The organism is Streptomyces sp. BK340, assembly GCF_007827595.1.
In the GTDB taxonomy this organism is placed as follows: domain Bacteria; phylum Actinomycetota; class Actinomycetes; order Streptomycetales; family Streptomycetaceae; genus Streptomyces.
On the sequence record NZ_VISR01000027.1, the window covers coordinates 47,155 to 69,141 of the forward strand.

The 21,987-nt window shown below is 72.6% G+C and carries 18 protein-coding genes and 1 pseudogene; 7 read left to right on the top strand and 12 right to left on the bottom strand.

What is annotated here, in order from left to right; genetic code table 11:
- Window positions 1-19 precede the first annotated feature (19 nt).
- The 6 genes from FB157_RS35565 to FB157_RS35590 form a co-directional block, all read right to left on the bottom strand.
- The gene (locus tag FB157_RS35565; protein ID WP_145884846.1) at window positions 20-619 is read right to left on the bottom strand and encodes an imidazolonepropionase-like domain-containing protein; all 600 of its coding nucleotides are present in this window, start codon (window positions 617-619) and stop codon (window positions 20-22) included.
- A 17-nt stretch (window positions 620-636) separates the two neighbouring features.
- Complete coding sequence (mqnC, locus tag FB157_RS35570) at window positions 637-1,836, bottom strand: cyclic dehypoxanthinyl futalosine synthase (protein WP_145884847.1); 1,200 nt, start codon at window positions 1,834-1,836, stop codon at window positions 637-639.
- Window positions 1,837-1,907: 71 nt separating this feature from the next.
- On the bottom strand, window positions 1,908-2,627 hold the full coding sequence (locus tag FB157_RS35575) for an A24 family peptidase (protein ID WP_145884949.1): 720 nt from the start codon (window positions 2,625-2,627) through the stop codon (window positions 1,908-1,910).
- A 47-nt stretch (window positions 2,628-2,674) separates the two neighbouring features.
- The gene (locus FB157_RS35580; protein WP_145884848.1) at window positions 2,675-5,062 is read right to left on the bottom strand and encodes a protein kinase domain-containing protein; all 2,388 of its coding nucleotides are present in this window, start codon (window positions 5,060-5,062) and stop codon (window positions 2,675-2,677) included.
- Between the two features lie 336 nt (window positions 5,063-5,398).
- Window positions 5,399-7,087, bottom strand: coding sequence for a serine/threonine-protein kinase (locus FB157_RS35585; protein ID WP_145884849.1), 1,689 nt, complete (start codon window positions 7,085-7,087; stop codon window positions 5,399-5,401).
- A gap of 77 nt (window positions 7,088-7,164) precedes the next feature.
- Window positions 7,165-8,013, bottom strand: a complete 849-nt coding sequence (locus FB157_RS35590) for a menaquinone biosynthetic enzyme MqnA/MqnD family protein (protein WP_145884850.1) — start codon at window positions 8,011-8,013, stop codon at window positions 7,165-7,167.
- Between the two features lie 286 nt (window positions 8,014-8,299).
- Here FB157_RS35590 and FB157_RS35595 point away from each other — a divergent pair, with 286 nt between their 5' ends.
- On the top strand, window positions 8,300-8,503 hold the full coding sequence (locus tag FB157_RS35595; RefSeq protein WP_003992177.1) for a cold-shock protein: 204 nt from the start codon (window positions 8,300-8,302) through the stop codon (window positions 8,501-8,503).
- Between the two features lie 92 nt (window positions 8,504-8,595).
- On the opposite strand, the gene FB157_RS35600 is transcribed toward FB157_RS35595, so the two are convergent.
- Window positions 8,596-9,171 carry a helix-turn-helix domain-containing protein gene (locus FB157_RS35600; RefSeq protein ID WP_145884851.1) on the bottom strand — a complete coding sequence of 192 codons (576 nt, stop codon included), beginning with the start codon at window positions 9,169-9,171 and terminating at the stop codon, window positions 8,596-8,598.
- Window positions 9,172-9,239: 68 nt separating this feature from the next.
- Here FB157_RS35600 and FB157_RS35605 point away from each other — a divergent pair, with 68 nt between their 5' ends.
- The 4 genes from FB157_RS35605 (at window position 9,240) to FB157_RS35620 (ending at window position 11,334) form a co-directional block, all read left to right on the top strand.
- The gene (locus FB157_RS35605; RefSeq protein ID WP_145884852.1) at window positions 9,240-9,956 is read left to right on the top strand and encodes an AzlC family ABC transporter permease; all 717 of its coding nucleotides are present in this window, start codon (window positions 9,240-9,242) and stop codon (window positions 9,954-9,956) included.
- Between the two features lie 14 nt (window positions 9,957-9,970).
- Window positions 9,971-10,267, top strand: a complete 297-nt coding sequence (locus FB157_RS35610) for an AzlD domain-containing protein (RefSeq protein WP_391337898.1) — start codon at window positions 9,971-9,973, stop codon at window positions 10,265-10,267.
- Between the two features lie 53 nt (window positions 10,268-10,320).
- Window positions 10,321-10,980, top strand: a complete 660-nt coding sequence (locus tag FB157_RS35615) for a class I SAM-dependent methyltransferase (RefSeq protein ID WP_145884854.1) — start codon at window positions 10,321-10,323, stop codon at window positions 10,978-10,980.
- 150 nt (window positions 10,981-11,130) lie between these two features.
- Complete coding sequence (locus tag FB157_RS35620; protein ID WP_145884855.1) at window positions 11,131-11,334, top strand: hypothetical protein; 204 nt, start codon at window positions 11,131-11,133, stop codon at window positions 11,332-11,334.
- 122 nt (window positions 11,335-11,456) lie between these two features.
- Here the strand turns inward: FB157_RS35620 and FB157_RS35625 are convergent, their stop codons facing one another.
- The 5 genes from FB157_RS35625 to FB157_RS35645 all read right to left on the bottom strand — a co-directional run bounded on the left by FB157_RS35625 (window position 11,457) and on the right by FB157_RS35645 (window position 19,633).
- On the bottom strand, window positions 11,457-14,474 hold the full coding sequence (locus tag FB157_RS35625; RefSeq protein ID WP_315903859.1) for a BTAD domain-containing putative transcriptional regulator: 3,018 nt from the start codon (window positions 14,472-14,474) through the stop codon (window positions 11,457-11,459).
- Between the two features lie 169 nt (window positions 14,475-14,643).
- Complete coding sequence (locus FB157_RS35630) at window positions 14,644-15,438, bottom strand: AfsR/SARP family transcriptional regulator (RefSeq protein WP_145884856.1); 795 nt, start codon at window positions 15,436-15,438, stop codon at window positions 14,644-14,646.
- 112 nt (window positions 15,439-15,550) lie between these two features.
- Entirely contained in the window at window positions 15,551-16,369 is an 819-nt protein-coding gene (locus FB157_RS35635; RefSeq protein ID WP_145884857.1) for a hypothetical protein, read from the bottom strand.
- A gap of 251 nt (window positions 16,370-16,620) precedes the next feature.
- Window positions 16,621-17,520 carry a LysR family transcriptional regulator gene (locus tag FB157_RS35640; protein WP_186581840.1) on the bottom strand — a complete coding sequence of 300 codons (900 nt, stop codon included), beginning with the start codon at window positions 17,518-17,520 and terminating at the stop codon, window positions 16,621-16,623.
- 169 nt (window positions 17,521-17,689) lie between these two features.
- Complete coding sequence (locus FB157_RS35645; protein WP_261386757.1) at window positions 17,690-19,633, bottom strand: long-chain fatty acid--CoA ligase; 1,944 nt, start codon at window positions 19,631-19,633, stop codon at window positions 17,690-17,692.
- A 358-nt stretch (window positions 19,634-19,991) separates the two neighbouring features.
- Here FB157_RS35645 and FB157_RS35650 point away from each other — a divergent pair, with 358 nt between their 5' ends.
- Complete coding sequence (locus FB157_RS35650; RefSeq protein WP_145884859.1) at window positions 19,992-20,852, top strand: MaoC/PaaZ C-terminal domain-containing protein; 861 nt, start codon at window positions 19,992-19,994, stop codon at window positions 20,850-20,852.
- Window positions 20,853-21,148: 296 nt separating this feature from the next.
- Window positions 21,149-21,978 (top strand): annotated as a pseudogene (locus tag FB157_RS35655) (IS5 family transposase).
- Window positions 21,979-21,987 lie beyond the last annotated feature (9 nt).

The window sequence follows — 21,987 nt, forward strand, 5'->3', positions numbered from 1 at the left end:
TCCCCGGTACGGGCCGTGATCAGCGGCCGCGGTACACCAGCCGTCCTCCGATCACGGTCGCCACGCAGGTCCCGGCACCGCGCCGGACCAGTTCGGCGCGGTCCGCCACATCGAAAACGGCGAATCGGGCCGGACCGCCCGGCACCAGCTTCGGCAGCAGGATCAGCGGGGTCGGGGACAGCGCCGCCGGGCCCGGCAGACGGTCCGGCCGCTGCCCCGTCACGAGCCCGGCTCTGCGCACCGCGTCGGCCGCGGCCCGCGACCGCAGCTCCCCGGCCACCGCCACCGTGCCGTGCGCCAGCATCCGCTGCACCCCGCGCCGCGCGCTCGCGCCGAGGCGGGCGGGGTCGCCGCGCAGGATCTCCCGCGCCCGTTCCCCGCGGATGGGCTCGGTACCGAGGGAGTCGGCCTCGCGCGGGTCGGGATGGTACGTGGCCTCCAGCAGCTCCGGGCCGTACGGGTTCAGCAGTCCCGGCGTCAGGATGCCGGGCCAGCGCCGCACCCTCGCCTGCGGGTGGGCGGCGGCCAGTTCCTGGTACGGGCCGACCGCGGCGACGGACGCCCCGTCGACCACGACCGCCGTCTCGGGCGACTGCTCGGCGACATGAAGTGTCAGCACGGAACGCCGGGCCGGCTCTAGTTGGACGCCAGCAGCTTCAGCTCGGGGTGAGCCGTGCCGCCCTCGATCGCCGTGGACGAGATGTGCGACATCACCCGCTCGTCGACGGGGTCGTTCGCCGGGTCGTCGTGCACGACGAGGTGCTCGTAGGTCGTGGCCCGCTGGGCCGGGACGCGGCCCGCCTTGCGGATGAGGTCGATGATCTCGAGCCGGTTGGAGCGGTGCTTGGCGCCGGCCGAGGAGACCACGTTCTCCTCCAGCATGATCGAGCCGAGGTCGTCCGCGCCGTAGTGCAGGGACAACTGGCCGACCTCCTTGCCGGTGGTCAGCCACGAGCCCTGGATGTGCTGGACGTTGTCCAGGAAGAGGCGAGCGATCGCGATCATCCGCAGGTACTCGAAGAGCGTGGCCTGGGTGCGGCCCTTCAGGTGGTTGTTCTCGGGCTGGTAGGTGTACGGGATGAAGGCGCGGAAGCCGCCCGTGCGGTCCTGTACGTCCCGGATCATGCGCAGGTGCTCGATGCGCTCGGCGTTCGTCTCGCCGGTGCCCATGAGCATGGTGGACGTGGACTCCACGCCCAGCCGGTGTGCGGCCTCCATGATCTCCAGCCAGCGCTCGCCGCTCTCCTTGAGGGGCGCGATGGCCTTGCGGGGGCGGGCGGGCAGCAGTTCGGCGCCGGCACCCGCGAAGGAGTCGAGGCCCGCCTCGTGGATCCGGGTGATGGCCTCCTCGACCGACACCCCGGAGATCCGGGCCATGTGCTCGACCTCGGAGGCGCCGAGCGAGTGGATCACCAGCTGCGGGAAGGCGTCCTTGATGGCCTTGAAGTGCTTCTCGTAGTACTCGACGCCGTAGTCCGGGTGGTGGCCGCCCTGGAACATGATCTGGGTGCCGCCCAGCTCCACGGTCTCCGCGCAGCGGCGCAGGATGTCGTCGAGGTCGCGGGTCCAGCCCTTGGCGGTGTCCTTGGGGGCCGCGTAGAAGGCGCAGAACTTGCACGCCGTGACACACACGTTCGTGTAGTTGATGTTGCGCTCGATGATGTACGTCGCGATGTGCTCGACGCCCGCGTACCTGCGGCGGCGTACGGCGTCGGCGGCGGCGCCCAGCGCATGCAGCGGAGCGTCGCGGTAGAGGACGAGCGCCTCTTCCGGGGTGATCCGCCCACCGGCAGCGGCACGGTCGAGGACAGACTGGAGGTCGGCCTTCTCGGTCACCAGGAGTCCCTTTCGTCAAGGGTTGTGGACGGACTGATCCAGCCTACGCCAGGGGTTCGGGCCGTCTGCGCTCAGGCCGCGTACGCGCCGATCAGCAGCCCGGCGACGGCTCCGGCGAGGAGGAAGGGCCCGAACGGGATCACTGTCCTGCGGCCCGCCCGTCGCGCGAGGACGAGGGCACCGCCGTACAACGCCCCGAGCAGGAAGCCCGCGAAGGTGCCGAGAAGGACGGTCGGCCAGCCGTACCAGCCGAGGACGGCGCCCATGCCGAGGGCCAGTTTCACGTCGCCGAAGCCCATGCCGGCCGGGTTGATCAGGTACAGCACGTAGTAGCCGACGCCGAGCGCGAGGGAGCCGTACAGCGCGGTGAGCCAGTGACCGGCGTGCTCGGGCAGCAGCGCGACGAGGCCGAGCAGGGCGAGCCCGGCGGCCGCGAGCGGCAGGGTCAGCGGGTCGGGCAGCCGCCGCACCCGCAGGTCGACGGCGGCCAGCAGCACCCACACCGGAGCGAGCAGCAGCCAGACCCCCAACTCGGGCCGGGTACCGGTGGCTGCGGCAAGGGCGGCACAGGTGAGGGCGGTGGCGGTGGCCAGCGCCGCAGAGGCGTCGTCCGGCGTCCGCGCGCACGCGCCGCACCGTGCCCGGCCGAGCCACCCGCGCACCGGGTGGCCGTCCGGGCACCGCTCCCGCCACGGCTCCTCGTCCGGGGCGGCGAACCGGTAGGCGGCCCGGGGCAGCAGCGCGCCCGCGACCGCGCCCCACAGCGCCGCGACGAGGACCAACGCGCCCATGCTCACGGGGAGATCCTAGGGAGTGCGGCCGGTCCGGGAGGCCGGTCTCAGACAGCCGGCATCGCGTAGACCTCCTGACCGCCGGTGACCAGCAGCCGGCTGCCCGACCGGGTGATCTGCCAGTAGTCGGTGGCGTCGGTGTTGTCGACCCAGGTCCAGCGGACCTTGCCGGTCCTGGCGTCCAGGGAGATGATGCCGCCGCCCAGCGCGCCGGCGGCCGCGTACAGCGTTGTCCCGGCCTTCAGGAACGTCTCCCTGGGCACGCGGTTGCCCGCCTCGCAGAGCCAGATCCGCTTGGCGTCCTCGACGTCGACGGCCCAGATGCCGCGGTCGTAGTCGGTGGCGTAGAGGACGCCGTCGATGACGGTGGGGTTGTGGAAGCCGCGGCGGCCGTTCGGCGAGAGCGTCCAGCGGGTCCTGCCGGTCTCGATGTCCACGGCGGTCAGCTCCTCGCCCGGCAGGAACACCAGTCCGTTCGCGGCCGTGGGCTGCCAGCTCCAGTCGTCGCCGATCTTCCTGGTCCACAGCTGCCCGCCGGTGGCGGTGTCCCGCACGGTCAGGTTGTAGTTGGAGTCGGCGTAGACGAGGTACTTGCCGGAGACGGTGCCCTCGACGTCGTAGTCCTTGGTGCCCCAGTCGCGCCGCTGCAGCCATGTGGTCCGGCCCGTGGCGTGGCTGACCGCGGCGACGGCCGTGCGGTACTTGGTGGCGCTCTTCGCCTGGCCGTAGTCGGTCAGCGTGACGTAGACGTTCTCGTCGTCGATGGCGATCGTCCGCTCGATGCTCAGCTTCTTGCCGAGCCGGCTGCGCCAGGCCTCGTCGCCGGTCCGTACGTCGTAGGCGACCAGGACGCCGTCGAAGTCGCCGTCGGCCAGGAACACCTTGCCGCCGTGGAAGAGGAGCGGGGCTCCCGAGCGGCAGATGCCCTTCCTGGACCAGCGCGCCTTGCCGGTCTTCACGTCGTACGCCACCAGCGGGTCGCCGCTGACCAGGAGCAGTCCGTCGTAGGTGACGAGCGGTACGGAGGTCGCGGTGCTGTCCTCGGCGGCGCTCCTGTGCCACAGCGGCTGCGGGGCCACTCCGGGAGGCGGGGTGGTGAAGGTCTCGGCGGCCGGCTCGCCGGAACTGCCGTGGCCGCCCGGGCCGTCGGACGTGCCGGTCCCGCCGTCCTTCCGGGACAGCCACCAGGCCGTGCCCCCGCCGGCGACGGCTACGGCGGCGGCCCCGCCGAGGGCGTAGGAGAGGGCGCGGCGGCGGGTGGGGGCCGGGGCGGAGGCGTCCGTGGCGCCGAGCCGGACGGTGCCGGGCTGCGGGGTGTCGTGGCCGGGGGCGGGTGTGCCGGGGGCGGGCGCCGGTGGGCCGTAGGCGGGGGCGGGCGTGCCGGCCCGCGGATGGCCGTACCCGGCCGCGGGCGTACCCGCCGGCGGGTAGCCGTATCCCCCGGCCGGCGTACCCGTCGACGGGACCGCTGCGGCCGGCATCGTCGGGGCCGGGCCGAAGGAGGGCGCGGCGGCCGGTGCGGCCGGCTGCTCCGGTGCCTCCAGGTCGAGGTCCAGGATCCCGGCCGCGTGAGTGGCGATGGTGGACGCCACCGCCGAGGGCAGCCAGTCGCCGAGCACGCCCTCGACGCCCTGCGGGGCCAGTGCCGCCACGATCTCGGCGGGGCCGGGCCGGCCGGCCGGGTCCTTCAGCAGACAGGCCCGCACCAGACCGAGCAGGGACTGCGGTACGTCCGTCAGATCCGGTTCGCCGTGGACGACCTGATAGAGCATCGCGGCGTGCGAGGCGGCGCCGTCACCGAAGACGTTGCGGCCGGTGGCGGCGAAGGCGAGGACGGCGCCCAGCGAGAAGACGTCGCCGGAGGGGCCGACGTCCTGGCCCAGGGCCTGCTCGGGGGGCATGTAGCCGGGCGAGCCGACCACGACGCCGGTCTGGGTCATCCGGTTGCCGTCCACCGCCCGCGCGATGCCGAAGTCGATGACGCGGGGGCCGTCGGCGGCCAGGAGGACGTTCGAGGGCTTGAGGTCACGGTGGATGAGACCGGCCGCGTGGATCTCCTGGAGGGCGGCCGCGAGCCCGGCGCCCAGCGCGCGCACGGTGCGCTCGGGCAGCGCGCCGTGCGCGTCCACGACGTCCGTCAGGTCCGGGCCGAGCACGTACGAGGTCGCCAGCCACGGCAGCGGTGCGTCCGGGTCGGCGTCCACGACCGAGGCGGTGCAGGGGCCGGAGACCGCCTGGGCGATCTCCACCTCGTGCCGGAAGCGCCGGCGGAAGTCGGCGTCGGCGGCGAGGTCGGGGCGTACGACCTTCACGGCGACGGTGCGGCCGCCCGGCGAACGGGCCAGGTAGACCCGGCCCATGCCGCCGGCTCCGAGCCGGCGCAGCATGCGGTAGCTGCCCAACTCCCGTGGGTCGTCCGGCTGCAGTGTCTCCATGGCGGGCGTTCCCCGTCCTTCCCCGTTGCGATGCTTTGCACCGCTGTGCTGCTCGTTGTGGCGCGTTGTCCGGACCAAGGCCGGTGCGGCGGCGCGCCGTTGGCGTTCGCCAACGCAGACACATTAGTGACAGCCGGGGCGGGCGGGCCGCCGGGGGCGTGGCGCGGTGCCGGGGCTGGGGGGCGTCTGGATCAGGTCGGATCAGGCCGCGGCGTCCGGTGCGGTGCATCGCAAGGCGGAGGAGCACCCGCGTACTGGGCGTACCCGGGTGGTCCGACAACGCGACGAGGTGCCGTGCCGGGCCTCGCGGACCCGGGCTGGACCGAACGAAACCCCCTAGCCCACCTTCGACATCCGCGACTCCGGGTCGCCCTCGGCCGCGCTCTGTGCGGTGTACCGCAGGTCGTCGCCGACCGGCGTCAACTCCACGGGGTGCGGCGCGGGATCGCAGCCGGCGTGGTTGCCCGCGGCGCCCACCGAGGTCGCCACGATCCGGGTCTTCGTCACCTGCTTGAGGGTGAGGATGTCGGTGCAGACGCCCCCGATCTGGTCGGTCTGCCTCAGCCGCCCCAGCTCCTTGCCGACGGCGGCCTGGTGGACGGTGAGCCGGAAGGTGCCCATGTCCAGGCTGCCGCCGAGTCCGGTGGCCCGGCCCTCCCAGGTGCCCAGGTAGCGGGCCGGGATCGCGCCCGGCGCGGCACTCGGCCGCTGCGAAGCGCCGTCGGCGGGTGACTGTGCCGAGGACGAGGCGGAGGTGGGCGCCGCGCCGCCCACCGTGTCGTGCTTCCCTTCGGCCCACGGCTGGAGCAGCGCCCCGATCCCCACGGCGGTCGCGGCCAGTGCCCCCGCCACGGCCAGCGCGACGGTGCAGCTCACCCGCCGTCCGCGCCCGCTCTCCGCCGGCCCGGAAGCCGCCGCCACGCTGACGCTGACCTTCCCGGGCGCCGGCACCGCGTCCTCGGGCAAAGCCCCCGACGGCCCGGCCGGAGCCGCGGCCGGCACGGGGGGAGTCATCACCGGGGCCGGTCCGAACTCCCCCGCGACCAGGGCCGGCTCACGCGGGACCGCACCGGGTTCCCCGCCCACCGATGGACTGCTGAACCGCACCGGCCCCGACGGCGCCGGCTCCGCGGTCTCCAGGTTCAGCAGGTGTACGGCGCTGCGGCTGACCTGTTCCACCAGTGCGCCCGGCAGCCAGCCGCCGGCGACCAGGCGGGCGGCGCCCTCGGGGGCGAGCCGGCGGGCCAGTTCGGCCGGGGCCGGGCGGGCGGCCGGGTCCTTCGCCAGGCAGGCGGCAGCGGCTTCCCGCAACTCACCCGTCAGGTCACCGAGTTCCGGCTCCTCGTGGACGACCTTGTAGAGCAGCGCGGCCGAGGAGTCGCCGGGGAAGGGCGGCTCACCGGTCGCCGCGTACGCCAGCACCGCGCCGAGGGAGAAGACGTCCGCCGCGCCCGTGACCCCCTTGCCGAGGATCTGCTCGGGGGACATGTAGCCCGGTGAGCCGACGGAGACGCCGGTCGAGGTCAGGGACGCCGTGCCGTCCGTGGCGCGCGCGATGCCGAAGTCGATCAGCAGCGGGCCGTCCAGGGTCAGCAGGACGTTGGAGGGCTTCACGTCCCGGTGGACGAGGCCCAGTTCGTGCACCGCCGTCAGCGCCTCGGCGAGGCCCGCGCCCAGCGCCCGTACGGTGTGCGCGGGCAGTGCGCCGCCGTCCCGGACGGCCGTGGCGAGGGAGGGGCCGGCCGCGTAGGCGGTGGCGACCCAGGGCACGGCGGCCTCCGGGTCCGCGTCGAGCACGGGCGCGGTCCAGGCCCCGCCGACCCGGCGGGCGGCCTCCACCTCGCGCCGGAAGCGGGCCCGGAACTCCTCGTCCAGCGCGAAGTGCGGATGCACGATCTTCACGGCGACCGTACGGCCGCCCGCGCTGCGGCCCAGGTAGACCCGGCCCATGCCGCCGGAGCCGAGCCGGCCGAGCAGCCGGTAGGGCCCGACGGCGGCAGGTTCGTCCGCTGCGAGCGGCTGCATGGCGTCCCCCTCTTCCCCCGGGGCGTCCCGCCTCTCCCCCGGTACACCTCACTGCCCGCAGCGTAGTGCCGTGGCGATTACGGCTGAAGCAGGTCCACCTTCACGTCCGCCGGGAAGCCGGTCGTCGGGCCCACCCGGCGGGCGAACTCGGTGACCGCGTTCAGCTGCGGCTCGCCGAAGCTGAAGTCGAGGGTGGTGAAGTACTGCTCCAGGGTCGCCTCGTCGAAGGCCTCCCAGCGCGAGGCCTGTTCGGCGACCTTGCCGACCTCCTCCAGGGAGAGGTTGCGGGAGGCGAGGAAGGCTTCGTGGACCTGGCGGGTGAGGGCCGGCTCGCGCTCCAGGTAGTCGCGCCGGGCCGCCCAGACCGCGAAGACGAACGGCAGGCCGGTCCACTCCTTCCACATGGCCCCGAGGTCGTGCACGTCCAGGCCGAGCTTGGGGCCGTAGTGCAGGTTCGCGCGCAGGGCCGCGTCGCCGATGAGGACGGCGGCCTCCGCCTCCTGCATCATCAGGCCGAGGTCGGGCGGGCAGGTGTAGTACTCGGGCTGCACGCCGTACCGCTCGGCCAGCAGGAGCTGGGCGAGCCGGACCGAGGTGCGGGAGGTCGAGCCGAGGGCGACCCGGGCGCCGTCCAGCCGGTCGAGCGGGACCTGCGAGACGATCACGCAGGACATCACCGGGCCGTCGCAGCCGACGGCGATGTCCGGGAAGGCGACCAGATCGTCGGCGTTGCGCAGGAACTCGACGAGGGTGACGGGCCCGATGTCGAGGTCGCCGCGCACGAGCTGCTCGCTGAGCTTCTCCGGGGTGTCCTTGGTCAGCTCGAAGTCGAGGAGCGTGCCGGTTCTCGCGAGCCCCCAGTAGAGGGGCAGGCAGTTCAGGAACTGGATGTGGCCGACGCGCGGCCGGGTGCGAGAATTGTCCACATCGCGAGACTAGACCCCGTGCTGTACCGTGCTGAGACCGGCCCCACCGTCAACCCACCCGTCCGGTGGTTCAAACATTCGGGTGACGTGATCTTGACCTCTATTGCTTTCGGCTGCCCGCGTGCTAGGCTCGCCGCAAGTTGCAGTTTGGTTTCCCTTGCAGTACAGAGCCTGCGGAGCATGTGACCGCGGGCTCTCGTCGTTTTCAGACGAATGCGTTGTGCAGCACAGTTTCGCACTTGCAGGTTCTGGAGCAGGGCAACCCTTTTGAGCCCAAGGAGGGCTTATGGCTACCGGAACCGTGAAGTGGTTCAACGCCGAAAAGGGCTTTGGCTTCATCGCCCAGGAGGGCGGCGGCCCCGACGTCTTCGTTCACTACTCCGCGATCAACGCCTCCGGCTTCCGCTCCCTCGAGGAGAACCAGCAGGTGAGCTTTGACGTGACGCAGGGCCCGAAGGGTCCGCAGGCGGAGAACGTCACCCCCGTCTAATCACTGCCTGATCGCAGAACCTGAGTGCAGTACCCAAGGAGCCCCACGCCGCAAGGCGACGGGGCTCCTGCCTTTTCCCGTTCATTTCCGGTTCACATGTGCTGCATGATCAGTACGAACTTTGTCCCGGCGGTGAGCGCTTCGTAGGCATGCGGGACATCGCCGCGGTAGGACATGTAGTCCCCGGGCGCCAGTTCGACCGTCTCCCCACGCGGCCCCGCCTTGACGCCCCCCTCGGTGACCACGATGTGCTCCGTGGTCCCGGGAATGTGCGGTTCGGAATCCCGTACGGTCCCGGGCTCCAGCCAGACGTAATAGATATCCCTGCGCACACCCGGCGGGCTCGCCGACAACAGCGTCGCCAGATAGCCGGCCCGCTCGGAGTGCACGGCGGGTCCCGCGCCGGCCCGGATCACCTGGACCGCGGGCGTGGGCGGCTCCACGAGGGCACTGAAGGGCACCCCGAGGGCCACGGCCAGCGCCCAGATCGTCTCCATGCTCGGATTCCCGCTCGCCGCCTCCAGCTGGGACAGCGTGGACTTCGCGATCCCGGCGCGCTTGGCCAGCTCGGACAGGGACAGCCCGGTGCGGGTGCGCTCCCGCCTGAGGGACGCGGCGATCCACTCCATCGGGAGCCGGGCGGGCGGCCCGGACGGTGCCTCGGACATGTCGTTCGCTCCATCGGTACGATCGTTCGCCTTGACGGACTGGGTAGTCGCTGTTCATTGTAGAAAACATGCGTTCGCTACTCCGAACACGCTCACTCGGCCGAACGGGTCTCGGCACGCCGGAGACCGGCTCGCTGGTCCGGGACAGCTCCCTCGTCTGGCTGGCCAGTGGCATCGTCGGCGTCTCGTTCGGCGCGGTCTCCGTCGCGGGCGGGCTGCCGGTGTGGGTCCCGGTACTGATGTCGCTGGTGGTGTACGCGGGATCGGCCCAGTTCAGCGCGGTCGGGGTGCTCCTCGCCGGAGGCGGTCCACTGGCCGCCGCGGCCACCGGCCTGCTGCTCAACACGCGCACGGCCGCCTTCAGCCTGGCGGTGGCCGAGACCATCGGTACCGGTCGGGCGACCCGTTTCCTGGGTGCGCATCTCGTCACCGACGAGACGGTCGCCTTCGCCCTCGCCCAGCCCGACCCGCGGCGGCGGCGCCGGGCGTTCTGGATCTCCGGACTCGGCCTGTTCGCCGTCTGGAACACCGGCGTACTGGCGGGGGCCCTCGCCGGCCGCGCCCTGGGCGACACCGCGCGCTACGGCCTCGACGCGGCCTTCCCCGCCGTCCTGGCGGCCCTGGTCGTGCCGACCCTGCGCGCCGACGCGATGCTGCGGCGCTGCGCCCTGCCCGGCGCCGCCCTGGCCCTGGCCGTGACGCCCGCGGTACCGGCCGGGGTGCCGGTGCTGCTCGCACTGGCCGGGCTGTTCCTGTACCGCCGCCCCGCCGGGGCCGCCGCGTGAACGCCACGGTCGGCATGATCCTGGCCCTGGCCGTCGGCACGTACGCCTTCCGCCTGGTGGGCCCGCTGCTGCACGGCCGGGTCACGGTTCCGGCCCGGGTGCAGGAGCTGGCGTCGGCGGGCGCCGTCGTCCTGCTCGCCGCCCTGCTGGCCACGGGCGCCCTGACCGAGGGCGGCGGCTTCGCGGGCTGGGCCCGCCCTGCGGGGGTGCTGGCCGGAGGCCTTCTGGCATGGCGTCGGGCACCGTTCGCGGTGGTCGTCCTGGGCGCGGCGGCGACGACGGCACTGCTGCGACTGGCGGGGGTGGCGTAGTCCGGGGCTGCCGGCAGCCCCACTGTCAGTGGACCTGGCTACGGTCCCTCCCCATGACCGACTCCCACGACTCCCACGACTTCCTCACCGCCACCCGTACCTTCTACGACACCGTCGCCGACGACTACGCCGAGCAGTTCCGGGACGCTTACGCGGGCAGGCCCCTGGACCGGGCCCTGCTCGCCGCGTACGCCGAACTCGTCGGCCCCGGCGGACCGGTGGCCGACCTCGGCTGCGGACCCGGGGAGGTCACCGCGCACCTCGCCGCGCTCGGCCTGGACGTCTTCGGACTCGACCTGTCCGAATCCATGCTCGCGATCGCCCGCCGCGAGAACCCCGGGCTGCGCTTCGAGCAGGGCTCCATGCTGGACCTCCCCCTCGGGGACGGCGCGCTGGCCGGTGTCGTCGCCTGGTACTCGACCATCCACACCCCGGTGGACGAACTCCCCGCGCTGTTCGCCGAGTTCCACCGGGTCCTGTCCCCCGGCGGCCACCTCCTGCTCGCCTTCCAGGCCGGGGAGCACACCCGCCGCCACGACCGTCCCTGGGGCCATCCGGTGGCGCTGGACTTCCACCGGCGCCGCCCCGAACACCTGGCGGAACTGCTCACGGACGCCGGTTTCGCGCTCGGCTCCCGCACGGTCCGCGAAGCCGACACCGCCCTCGGTGAGCCGGTCCCCCAGGCCTTCCTGTTCGCCCGGAAGCCCGCCTAGGCGCGGTTGAAACCAGGAGTACCGGGAGCCCGCCCCGTGCCGGGAACCGGCGGGGACGGCATGGGGATCGCTCGCCACGAGCATCGGATGCGGCGTCGGGGAGAGGCCCGGCGACCGGATCACGATCCGTCTCTTCCTGGGGGTTGACCTATGCGCGCCATCGCACTGCGTACGAAGACGGTTCTGACCGCGCTCACCGGCGCCGGCGTCCTGGCACTCGGCACCGGTGCGGCCGTTCCCGCGACCGGTGTTCAGGATGCCGTGGTGCGCATCGCCTCCGGTCTGTCGGGGCACCAGGCGCACTCCGGGCCGTCTCTGGCGGACGAGCGCGAGCCGAAGCTGGTCCACTACTGACGCGTCGCATCGCCGATCACGCACCGCGGCATCGACGGCACCGCCGGGCTCACGCCCCGCCGGTGCCGTTTGTCATGAAAGCCGCATCGGTACGCTCTGCCACCCCGCAAGGCCGCCGTTGCCTAGACACGCCGCCCCGCCTCGGTCACGCCCATCGCGTCGTACAGCGCCTCCGCCGCCCGCCAGTGCTGACGTGCCATCGATTCATCGCCCAGGGCCTGCGCCGCCTCGGCCATGCCGTGCAGGGCGCGGGCGGTCTCGAACCGGTAGCCGAGGCGGGAGGCCAACTCATGGGCGTGGCCATGCAGTTCCATGGCACGGTCGGGTGCGCCGCGGCGCAGGTGGACCAGGCCCACCACGTTCGCCACGGTCGACTGGCGCAGAGCCGTGCCCTCGGCGGAGACCAGGTCCAGGGCACGCTCGGCGTGTTCGGCTGCCGTACGCGTGTCCCCGAGCCGCTGGCAGACCCGCGCCCAGTGGGCGAGGACGACGGCCACGTTCGCGGGTCTTCGGGACTCGTCGCACAGTTCGAGGGCCTGGGCGAGGCAGGCCCGCGCCCGCTCGTCCTCACCGGTGCCCAGATGGGCCAAGGCAAGCCAGGTCAGCGACGAGATCTCGTTGTTCCGCTCGCCGAGACGCCGGTTCAGTTCGGTGGCGCGAGCCGCGTGCCGGGCGGCCTCGGCGTAGTGGCCCGCCCAGGTCTGTACCGTGCTGAGGTTGACCAGCGCCTGAGCCTCGTCGCGGGGCGCACCCAACTCCCGGTGCAGCTCGATACCTTGGGCCAGATGAGCGCGGGCCTCGTCGAAGTTGCCGAGTGCCCCGTGCAGCAGGCCGAGCACATCGAGGCAGAACGCCTCGGTGCTGCGATCGTGGCTGCCGGCCAGTTCCAGGGCCTCCTGGGCGGTGCTGATCCCGTCCTGGAAGTCGCCGAGCCACCAGTGCGCCACGGCCAGGTTACCGAGGCTGATGCCGAGCAGCACCGGGTCGTCGAGCCGCTGGCAGGCGCCGACCGCGATCCGGCTGACGACCCGGAACTGCTCGTAGTGTCCACGCAAGTTCAAATAGAACAGGACATTGCGGGCCAGGAGCGCGGCCCGGCGGTGCAGGCGCTGTGTGCCCGCCTGCGCGACGATCGCGAGCAGTGCCTCGTACTCGCGGTCGAACCAGCGCAGCACCCGCTCGTCGCCGTCCAACCGGGGCAGTTCGGGCGCGTCGTCGGTCGGCGGGTCGCCGTGGCGGCTACGGCCGGGGAAGAGCACATCGCAGGCTTTGTCGGTGGCCAGCGCGTAGTACGCCACCAGGCGCCCGCCGGCCGCCTCCTCGTCGTCCTCGGCCTCCCGCACGCTCATCGCGTAGGTCCGCACCAGATCGTGGAAGCCGTACAGCCCCGCCTCGTGCTGTTCCAGCAGATGCGTGTCGAGCAGATGCTCCAGGACGTCCTCGGCTCCGTGGACGTCGGTGCCGAGCAGCGCGGCGGCCGAGTGGACATCGATGGCGCTGCCGGGGTGCAGGCCGAGCAAGCGGAACGCGGCGCGCAGGTCCTCCTCCATCGCCTGGTACGACAGCCTGAGCGTGGCCTCGACACTGCGCTCCCCGGCGCTCATCTCGCGCAGCCGCCGGGTCTCGTCGGCAAGCCGGTCGACCAGGTACTGGACGGTCCAGCGGGGCCGGTTGCGCAGCCGGGCGGTGGTGATGCGCAGGGCGAGGGGCAGGCCGCAGCACAGCCGGGCGAGCTGGTCGACTGCCTGGGGTTCGGCGGAGGTCCGCTCGGCGCCGAGCATCCGGGTCAGCAGGGTGGTGCTGTCGCCGGCCGAGAGCAGCCCCAGCGAGAGCCACTCGGCGCCGTCGAGTTCGAGCATCCGGACCCGGCCGGTGAGGATGGCCAGACAGTTCTCGGAAGCGGGCAGCAGCGGCCGTACCTGGGCGGCGTCGGCGGCATTGTCGAGGAGGAGCAGCAGCTTCCGCTGGGCGGAAACGGTTCGCCACAGGGTGGTGCGCCGCTCCAGGTCGTCCGGTATTCGGTCGTCCTGGACGCCGATGGTGCGGAGCAGGGAGTGCAGGACCGCACCGGGCTCCTGCGCCTTCTCGCCAGGGCTGAACCCACGCAGGTCGACGAAGAGCTGCCCGTCGGGGTAGTCCGGCGCGAGCAGGTGGGCGGCGTGCACGGCCAGGGCGGTCTTGCCGCTGCCGCCCATGCCGTCCAGACCGACGATCCGGGTGCTCACGCCGGTCGGGGCCCTGCCCACTTCCAGCAGCCGGGCCAACTCCTCGTCCCGCCCGGTGAAGTCCGGCAGGTCGTACGGCAGGGTGCAGGGCACCGGCTCGGACCCGTCAGGCTGTGCGAGCGGGGCCGGTACGAGGTGGGCGGCGCGGTCGGCCACGGACTGCGGTACCCGGGGTGCCACTTCGGGGCTGTCGCGCAGAATGGCTTCGTACAGCCTTGTCAGTTCGGCGCCCGGGTCGATGCCCAGCTCCTCGACGAGCAGTTCGCGCACCCGGCCGAACTCCTCCAGCGCATCGGCCTGCCGGCCGCCCCGGTACAGGGCCAGCATCAGCCGTCCGCGCAGGGTCTCCCGCAGCGGGTGCGCGGTCACCAACTCGCGTAGAGGTCCGATGAGTTCCGCGGACTGGCCGAGTTCCAGCTGCAGCTCGAAGTACTGCTCGGCGACGGCCATGTGCCGTTCCTCGAGCGCGGCGGAGGCCGCGGAGATCACCGAACCGCCCGTTCCGGCCATGACCGGACCCCGCCACAGGTCCAGACAGGCCCGCAGATGCCTGACGGCCTCCGCGGGCTGACCGGCGGCCACCGCCTGCCGGGCCTCGGCCGAGCGGCGGCCGAACTCGTGCAGGTCGAGCTGGCCCTCGTCGATGACGGCCCGGTATCCGGCGCCGTCGGTGACGATCAGTCCGGCGCCGCCCGGTATCCGGGTGCGCAGCGCGGCGACCGCCTTGCGGATCTGGTGGCCGGCGGTCTGCGGCGGCTCGTCGTCCCAGGCCGCGGCGACCAGCCGGGGCACCGGCACCATACGCCCCGGCTCCAGTAAGAGCGTGACCAGAACGCGTTCCTGGGTCGGGCTGCCGAGTCTCAGCCGACGCTGGCCGTGCCAGCCCTCCAACGAACCGAGGATGTTGAAGCGCACGACAGGCCGAGCGGATACCGCCGACTCCACGAACCCGTCCCCCCCGCCCCATCGCGTTGCCCGGCCCGAGATGTTCGGGACAATCCTAGGTTGTACCCGAACGGGCCACGCTGAAAGGCGACTTCACGTTACCGTGCGACACGTCTCGGCTCAGTCAAAAGCTAACCCTTTACGCAAGTTGAAGGAGCGAGGAACGCGCATCACCGGCCAAAGCCGGGTCATGGCGGAGAATCGCGCTCTCGACGTGCCGCAGGGCGGGGGATGGCTGGATGCCGAGTTCGTCGTCGAGGTGGCGGCGCATCCGGCGGAAGACGTCCAGGGCGTCGGCCTGCCGTCCCGAGCCGTACAGGGCGATCATCAGCTGCTCGCAGAAGCGCTCCCGCAAGGGGTGGTTGGTGTGCGCCTCGGTCAGCTCCGCGAGCACGGCGGCATGCCGGCCCAGCCGCAGCTCGGCGTCGAAGCGCAGCTCCATGGCCCGCATCCGGTACTCCTCGTACCGCGCACCGGCCAGCTGGCACAGCGTCCCGCCGGCGAACCCGCCGAAGACGGGTCCGCGCCACTGCGCGAGAGCGTCGCCGAGCAGCCGCGCGGTGCGCTCCGCGTCCTGCGGGGACGCCGACTCGGCCTGCCGTACCGTGCGCACGAACTCCGCGGCGTCCAGCTCGCCCTCGGACACCACCAGCCGGTAGCCGGAGGGGTGGATGGTCACCCGGGATCCGGACCGGCCGGGCTCCAGGCTGCGCAGTCTGCGGCGCAGCCGGCTGACATGGGCCTGCAGGGCGTTGGCCTGGTTGTCGGGGACCGCGTCACCCCACATCTCCTCGACCAGGCTCTCCCCGGACACCGACTGGCCCTCGCTGATCAGCAGGGTCTGCACCAGGGTGCGCTGCAGGTCGCCGGAGATCTCCGCCGGGCCGGACACGGTACGGATCTGCAGTGCCCCGAGGATCGAGAACTTCAGCATCCTGACTCCGCCTCCCGTTGACGTCGCTGGCGTCGTCGTCCTTCTTCCGGCGACGTATCAACAGTGCGGTCGGCCCGTACCGGATCGTTCCCGATCCGTTCCCGGTCGCCGGTCAGCCGCCGTCGCCGACGACCAGGGCGGTGAGGGAGGCGACCCGGCGGGCCGCCAGCTCGGGCGATTCGGCGTGCACGACGAGGTGTCCGGGGCCCAGCGCCCCGGGCGGCGAGACGTGCCGGACGTGCGGCAGTATCCCGACCTCGGTGGTCTCCAGCCGCCACGGCGGGCTCAGCAGGGCCGCGGCCGCGAACCGGTTCGGCCGCACCGCGTCGACCAGCCGGCCGGCCAGCACCTCGATGGCGCCGGCCGCCAGGTCGAACCCGCCGGCCACCTTGACCAGTTCGGGCACCGGGTCGTCCCCGAGTCCCGCCCGGCAGCCGGTGATCACCGGCCCGCGCGGGGTGAGGGCGACGCTGATGTGGGCCGGTCCGTACTGGTACCCGGTCAGGTCCAGCAGCGCGGTCACCACCGCGCGCACCTCGGCGGCGGTGTCGTCGGTGAGCGGGGCGGGGTGGAGCAGGCCGTAGGGGGTGCTGGCGGTGATCCCGACGGCCTGGTGCATGCCGTGCACGCTCAGCGTCTCCACGGTCAGCCGCAGATCACCGGGGGCGACCTCGGTGCCCCCGGGGGAGAGCCGGTTGTCGCGGACCAGGCGCTGCACGGCCGCCGGGTCCGAGAGCACCCTGAGGGCGCGGGCCGGGTTGACGCACAGCCCGGCCTCGGCGGCCTCCGCGAGCGGTGCGCGCAGGGCCGCCTCGTCCGTTGCGTCGACCCGGATCGAGCGCACTTGGACACCCGCGTGCGCGGCCTCGCGGACGAGGCGCTGGTCAGGGTTCAGCAGGAAGATTCGGCGGACGTCGTTGTCTTCTTTCATGCCTCTGCTCGTGGTGACGGAGTCGGCGAGGGTGGAAAGGCAGGCTACGAGCGGGCGTTACCGATCCGATCCCGGCCGGTTCCCGAGGTGGTGCGTGGGCCCAAGACGCTCACTTCTTCTGTGTGGTCGACCAGTTGACGACACACCTGGATACGGGTGCATCCCTCCTACGCTACCCGCTCTCCGGCACTTGCCGGGGGCGGATTCACGGCAAAAACAGAACAGCCGGTTTACCGCGCTGTCCGGCCGTTTCAGGGCACAGCCGGTGCGCCGCAGCGTTCGACGACCGTGTCCGCGAAGGCCCTCGCGGGCGGACCGAGCGCGTCCCAGCGGCGGACCGCCCAGCCGACCGGCAGGGGCCGCAGCCCCGGCAGCGGCACGAGCCGGAGCGCGCCCTCGCCGGGCACCGGCAGCCCCGGTACGGCGGGGACGACGGCCCGTCCCACCCCCAGCTCGGCCAGCAGCAGCGCGGTGTCCCAGTCGGCGACGCTGGTGTCGTGGCCGAGCCGGACGCCCCACTCCGCGCAGGCGTCCTCGAGCTGGGCGGCGGAGGCGGAATTCGGCGGCAGCCGGATGAGCCGGACGTCGGTCAGATCGGCCGGATCCAGATGGGTGCGCGTGGCCAGCGGGTCGTCGGCGGGTACGGCGAGCACCCAGGGCAGCTCGACGACGGGGCGCTGCTCGATGCCGCGCACCGGGGGGCCGAGGGTGATCCAGGCCAGATCCAGGGTGCCGTCGGTGAGCGCGTCGAAGCTGCCGCGGCCGGAACTGACCGTTCGGAACTCGAGGTTGACCTGGGGGTGGCGGCGCCGGAAGGTGACGACGGCGTCGGACATGAAGTGCCGGACGGTGGTGGCACCGGTGGCCACGCGGACGTGTCCGCTGTGCCCGTCGAGCAGGTCGCGCAGCTGCCGTACCGCCAGGTCGAGGCCCGATATCCCCTCGGCCGCCGCGGCTTCGAGGATCCGGCCGGCCCGGGTGGGCACGACCCCGCGCGGCTGCCGCTCCAGCAGGGCCACTCCGGTCTCCCGCTCCAGGCGTTTGACGTGCTGGCTGACGGCGGACTGGGTGCAGCCCAGCTCCCGTGCGACGGCGCTGAGGCTCCCGGCCCGGCACACCGCCACGAACACACGAAGGTCGTCCAGGGTCACAACACCCAAGCTAACACTGGGGTTCGGAGAGGAAATCTTAGGATTGACTGGCTTCGGCGGCCGTACGAGGATCGGCTCCGGGCCGCAACCGACCCAGGCGGCAACCCGCTCCACGCTCCTCGCCGAGTCCGGACCGAGGCGGGGCCGGCGGGAGCGGGTGCCGACCGTCTCAGCGGGTGTAGAGGCCCTCCACCTCGGCAGCGAAGTCCTGCATGATCTGCTGTCGGCGCAGCTTCATCGAGGGGGTCAGATGGCCCGCCACCTCGGTGAAGTCCACGGGCAGCACGGCGAATCGGCGGATCGACTCGGGCCGGGACACCAGCTTGTTGGCCTCGTCCAGCGCCCGCTGCAGGACGGCCTCCAGCTCCGGGTCGCCGACCAGGAGTTCCGGCGGCACGGGATGCTTGCCGTTCATCTGGCGCCAGTGCGTGATGCCGTCGGGGTCCAGGGTGATGAGGGCGGCGACGTAGGGGCGGGCGTCACCGACGAGCATGCACTGGGAGATCAGCGGGTGCTGGCGCAGCCAGTTCTCCAGCGGTGCCGGTGCCACCGACTTGCCGCCGGCCGTGATCAGCAGCTCCTTCTTGCGGCCGGTGATGGTCAGATAGCCCTCGTCGTCCAGCTCGCCGAGGTCGCCTGTGGGCAGCCAGCCGTCCCGGGTCGCGGGGACGACACCGCCCGCCTGCGGGTCCCAGTAGCCGCGCAGGACGTGGTCGCCGGCGATCAGGATCTCGCCGTCCGCCGCGATCCGCACCCGGGTGCCGGGCAGCGGCCAGCCGACCGTGCCCAGGCGGGGCTTGAGCGGCGGGGTCACCGTCGAGGCGCCGGTGGTCTCCGTGAGGCCGTAGCCCTCGAAGATCTCGATGCCTGCACCGGCGTAGAAGGCGGCCAGACGGCGGCCGAGGGGCGAGCCGCCGCAGATGGCGTACTTGACCTTGCCGCCCATGGCGCTGCGGATGCGCCGGTAGACGAGCGGGTCGTAGAAGGAACGGGCCGTCTTCAGGGCCCGGCCCGGGCCGCCGCCGGTTCCGGTCTGGCGGGCCTCCAGCGCCTCCCCGTAGCGCACGGCCACGGTGGAGGCGCGGTCGAAGGCGGCCACCCGGCCGCCCGTCTCCGCCTTGGCCCGCGCGGAGTTGTAGATCTTCTCCAGCATGTACGGGATGGTCAGCAGACAGGTCGGCCGGAAGGCGGCCAGGTCCGGCAGCAGGTCCTCGGCCTTCAGGCTGGGCGCGTGCCCGAGCCGCACCCGGGCCCGGACGCAGGCGATCGCCACCATCCGCCCGAAGACGTGGGACATCGGCAGGAACAGCAGCACCGACACCTCCTCACCCGACTTCGCCTTGAAGATCGGGTAGAGCAGCTCGACGGCGTTGTCGACCTCGGCGAAGAAGTTGCCGTGCGAGAGGGCGCAGCCCTTGGGCCGGCCGGTGGTGCCGGACGTGTAGATGAGCGTGGCGAGCGTGTCGGGCCCCAGCATCCCGCGCCGGACGCCCACTTCGCCGTCCGGTACCTGGTCGCCCAGCTCCGCCAGCCGCTCCACGTGCCCCTTCTCGATCACCCACAGGTGCCGCAGGTCCGGTATGCGCTCCAGCTCGGGGGCGATGGCCGCGGCCTCCCCCGCGGTCTCCGTGACCAGGGCCTTCGCACCGGAGTCGTGCAGGATCCAGCGGGTCTGGAAGACGGAGGAGGTGGGGTAGACGGGGACGGTGACCAGGCCCGCCGCCCAGGCCGCGAAGTCGAGCAGGGTCCACTCGTACGTGGTGCGGGCCATGACGGCGATCCGGTCGCCCGGCACCAGCCCCTCCGCGATCATCCCCTTCGCCACCGAGAGCACCTGTCCGGCGAACTCCTCGGCGGTCACGTCCGTCCAGCTGCCGTCGGCGAACCTGCGGCTGAGCACGATCGCGCCGGGGGCCGCCTCGGCGTTGTCGAACGGGAGGTCCGCGAGGGAGCCGTGCTTGACCGGCGGCGCGAACGGGGGGACGTACGCCTCCCGCACGGCACCGTCCAGCCGCCGGGTCTCGGGCTCCACCAGGACCGGCAGGCCGTCGTAGTCGGTGGCCGAGACCGTGGCGCCGGAGGAGACGGAGGTGTTCGGGTACGGCGTGGACACGGGCGGCTCCTCGGGCGTGCAGCGGCGAACTGCTTGCTGCATGACGTACGTACCTCGTGCGGCGAGGTGTTCACCGGCGACCCTCGAAAAGGGGTTACCGCTGGTTAGGCAGGTGATCGTACGAGGCCCCTGTGGGGGGCTTGTGCGGGTTCGGCGGCGGTCCGGAGCCGGGGGTGTGCAGCCTCGGGGGGCATGTGAGGGGGTTTCAACTTCCCCTGCCCTCCTGCCCGCCCGCCCCTGTCGGCCGAGGTGGTTCAAGGTGACTCATCTCGACCGCTCCTCAGTCGTGGCATAGGCTTACCTCCGGTAACCTTACTCCAGAGTAAGGACTTTGGACCGAGTCGTGCGGGAGTTGGACATGGCCGACCGCCGTCTGAGCTTCACCCTGGCCGCCGCTCCCGCGCTGGCCCCGCTGCTGGCCCGGGGCGCGCTGCGCTCTCCCCTCAAGCGCCCGTCCCCGGAAGCGGGCTTCCCGCGCACCCGGCTGGTGCTGCCCGGCCTGCGCATCGACCTGGCCCGGCTGGCCGCGTACGAGCGGGTGTGCGGCTTCGCCACCGGCTCGGCCGACGGCACGGACGCACTGCCCGTCACCTATCCGCACGTCCTCGGCTTCCCGCTGGCCATGCGCCTGATGAGCGGCCGGGACTTCCCGCTGCCGCTGCTCGGCCTGGTCCACACCTCGGTCGAGATCGTCCGCCGCACCGCCCTGCCGGCCACCCGGGAGTACGAACTGGCCGTCCACATCGAAGGGTTGGCCCCGCACCGGCGCGGCACGCAGGCCACGGTGGTCACCGAGCTGTCGGCCGGCGGGGACGCCGTGTGGGAGTCGCGGAGCACCTACCTCGCCCGGCACCGGACACCCGGCCGGCCCGGCCGGTCCGGGGACGAGCGCCCGGCCCCGCTGCCCGTCCTGGCCGAGTGGCGGCTCGCCGGGGACGTCGGCCGCCGCTACGGCGCAGCCTCCGGTGACCGCAACCCCATCCACCTGCACCCCATCGCCGCCCGCCTCTTCGGCTTCCCGCGGGCCGTCGCGCACGGCATGTGGACGGTCGCCCGCAGCCTGGCCGCCCACGGCACGAGCGGCTCCACCGTGGTCCGGGCCGAATTCCGGGCGCCGGTACTGCTGCCCGGGACGGTGAGGTACGGCGCGGACGGCACGGGCCGTTTCGAGCTGAGGGGCGCCGGGGGCCGCCTGCACCTGACCGGGGAGGTGAGCTAGGCGCCGTACGGGTGCGTCGCCGCTGCCGGGTGGGGGTGCATGGGGGTTGTCCGCACCCGGCAACGACGCGGACCCCGACGGCGCCCAGGGGGTTTCGTTCGGATCAGGTCGGATCAGGCCGCGGCGTCCGGTGCGGTGCATCGCAAGGCGGAGGAGCACCCGCGTACCGGGCGCACCCGGGTGGTCCGACAACGCGGCGAGGTGCCGTGCCGGCCGTCGCGGACCCGGGCTGAACCGAACGAAACCCCCTAGGACGTGTCTTCAAATGATCTTGGATAGTGGATCATGGTCGGGTGATACGTCGCCATGAACTGTCCGATGCCGAGTGGGAGTTCGTCCGGCCGCTGCTGCCCGCGTCCTTGCGGGGGCGGAAAAGGCTGGACGACCGAAGGGTCCTCAACGGGATCGTGTGGAAGTTCCGGACCGGGACGGCCTGGCGGGATGTGCCCGAGCGGTACGGGTCGTGGGCCACGCTCCACACCCGTTTCCGCCGGTGGGCGGCGGACGGCACCTTCGAGCGGATGCTCAAGGCCGCCCAGGCCCGGGCGGACGCGGCCGGGGACATCGATTGGCTCGTGTCGGTCGACTCGACCATCGTCCGCGCCCACCAGCACGCCCCCGGAGCTCGAAAAGGGGGACCCGCAGCCCGGCCCTCGGACGGTCCCGTGGCGGCCTGACCAGCAAAATCCACCTCGCCTGCGACGGAGCCGGCCGCCCGCTCGCCTTCACCCTCACCGGCGGGAACACCAACGACTGCACCCAGTTCACCGCGGTGATGGAAGCAATCCGGGTGCCCCGAGTCGGTGCGGGACGACCTCGTATGCGGCCCGCCCACGTCCTGGGCGACAAGGGCTACAGCTCCCGGGCCATCCGCAGCTGGCTCAGGCGGCGCGGTATCGCCCACACGATCCCCGAACGGGCCGATCAGGTCCGCAACAGGCTGAAGCGCGGCAGTCGTGGCGGGCGGCCGCCGGCATTCGACAAGCAGCTCTACAAGCGACGCAACGTCGTGGAACGCTGCTTCAACCGACTGAAGCAATGGCGCGGCATCGCCACCCGGTACGACAAGACCGCCGAGTCCTACCAGGCAGCCGTCACCCTCGCAGCGCTCCTGATGTGGGCGTGACATTTGACG

Excerpts from the sequence above, each read along its gene's own strand:
- FB157_RS35575 (WP_145884949.1), bottom strand. The coding sequence starts at position 2,627 with ATGGGCGCGTTGGTCCTCGTCGCGGCGCTGTGGGGCGCGGTCGCGGGC.
- FB157_RS35580 (WP_145884848.1), bottom strand. The coding sequence starts at position 5,062 with ATGGAGACACTGCAGCCGGACGACCCACGGGAGTTGGGCAGCTACCGC.
- FB157_RS35585 (WP_145884849.1), bottom strand. The coding sequence starts at position 7,087 with ATGCAGCCGCTCGCAGCGGACGAACCTGCCGCCGTCGGGCCCTACCGG.
- FB157_RS35595 (WP_003992177.1), top strand. The coding sequence starts at position 8,300 with ATGGCTACCGGAACCGTGAAGTGGTTCAACGCCGAAAAGGGCTTTGGC.
- FB157_RS35600 (WP_145884851.1), bottom strand. The coding sequence starts at position 9,171 with ATGTCCGAGGCACCGTCCGGGCCGCCCGCCCGGCTCCCGATGGAGTGG.
- FB157_RS35605 (WP_145884852.1), top strand. The coding sequence starts at position 9,240 with ATGCGTTCGCTACTCCGAACACGCTCACTCGGCCGAACGGGTCTCGGC.
- FB157_RS35610 (WP_391337898.1), top strand. The coding sequence starts at position 9,971 with ATGATCCTGGCCCTGGCCGTCGGCACGTACGCCTTCCGCCTGGTGGGC.
- FB157_RS35615 (WP_145884854.1), top strand. The coding sequence starts at position 10,321 with ATGACCGACTCCCACGACTCCCACGACTTCCTCACCGCCACCCGTACC.
- FB157_RS35620 (WP_145884855.1), top strand. The coding sequence starts at position 11,131 with ATGCGCGCCATCGCACTGCGTACGAAGACGGTTCTGACCGCGCTCACC.
- FB157_RS35630 (WP_145884856.1), bottom strand. The coding sequence starts at position 15,438 with ATGCTGAAGTTCTCGATCCTCGGGGCACTGCAGATCCGTACCGTGTCC.
- FB157_RS35635 (WP_145884857.1), bottom strand. The coding sequence starts at position 16,369 with ATGAAAGAAGACAACGACGTCCGCCGAATCTTCCTGCTGAACCCTGAC.
- FB157_RS35650 (WP_145884859.1), top strand. The coding sequence starts at position 19,992 with ATGGCCGACCGCCGTCTGAGCTTCACCCTGGCCGCCGCTCCCGCGCTG.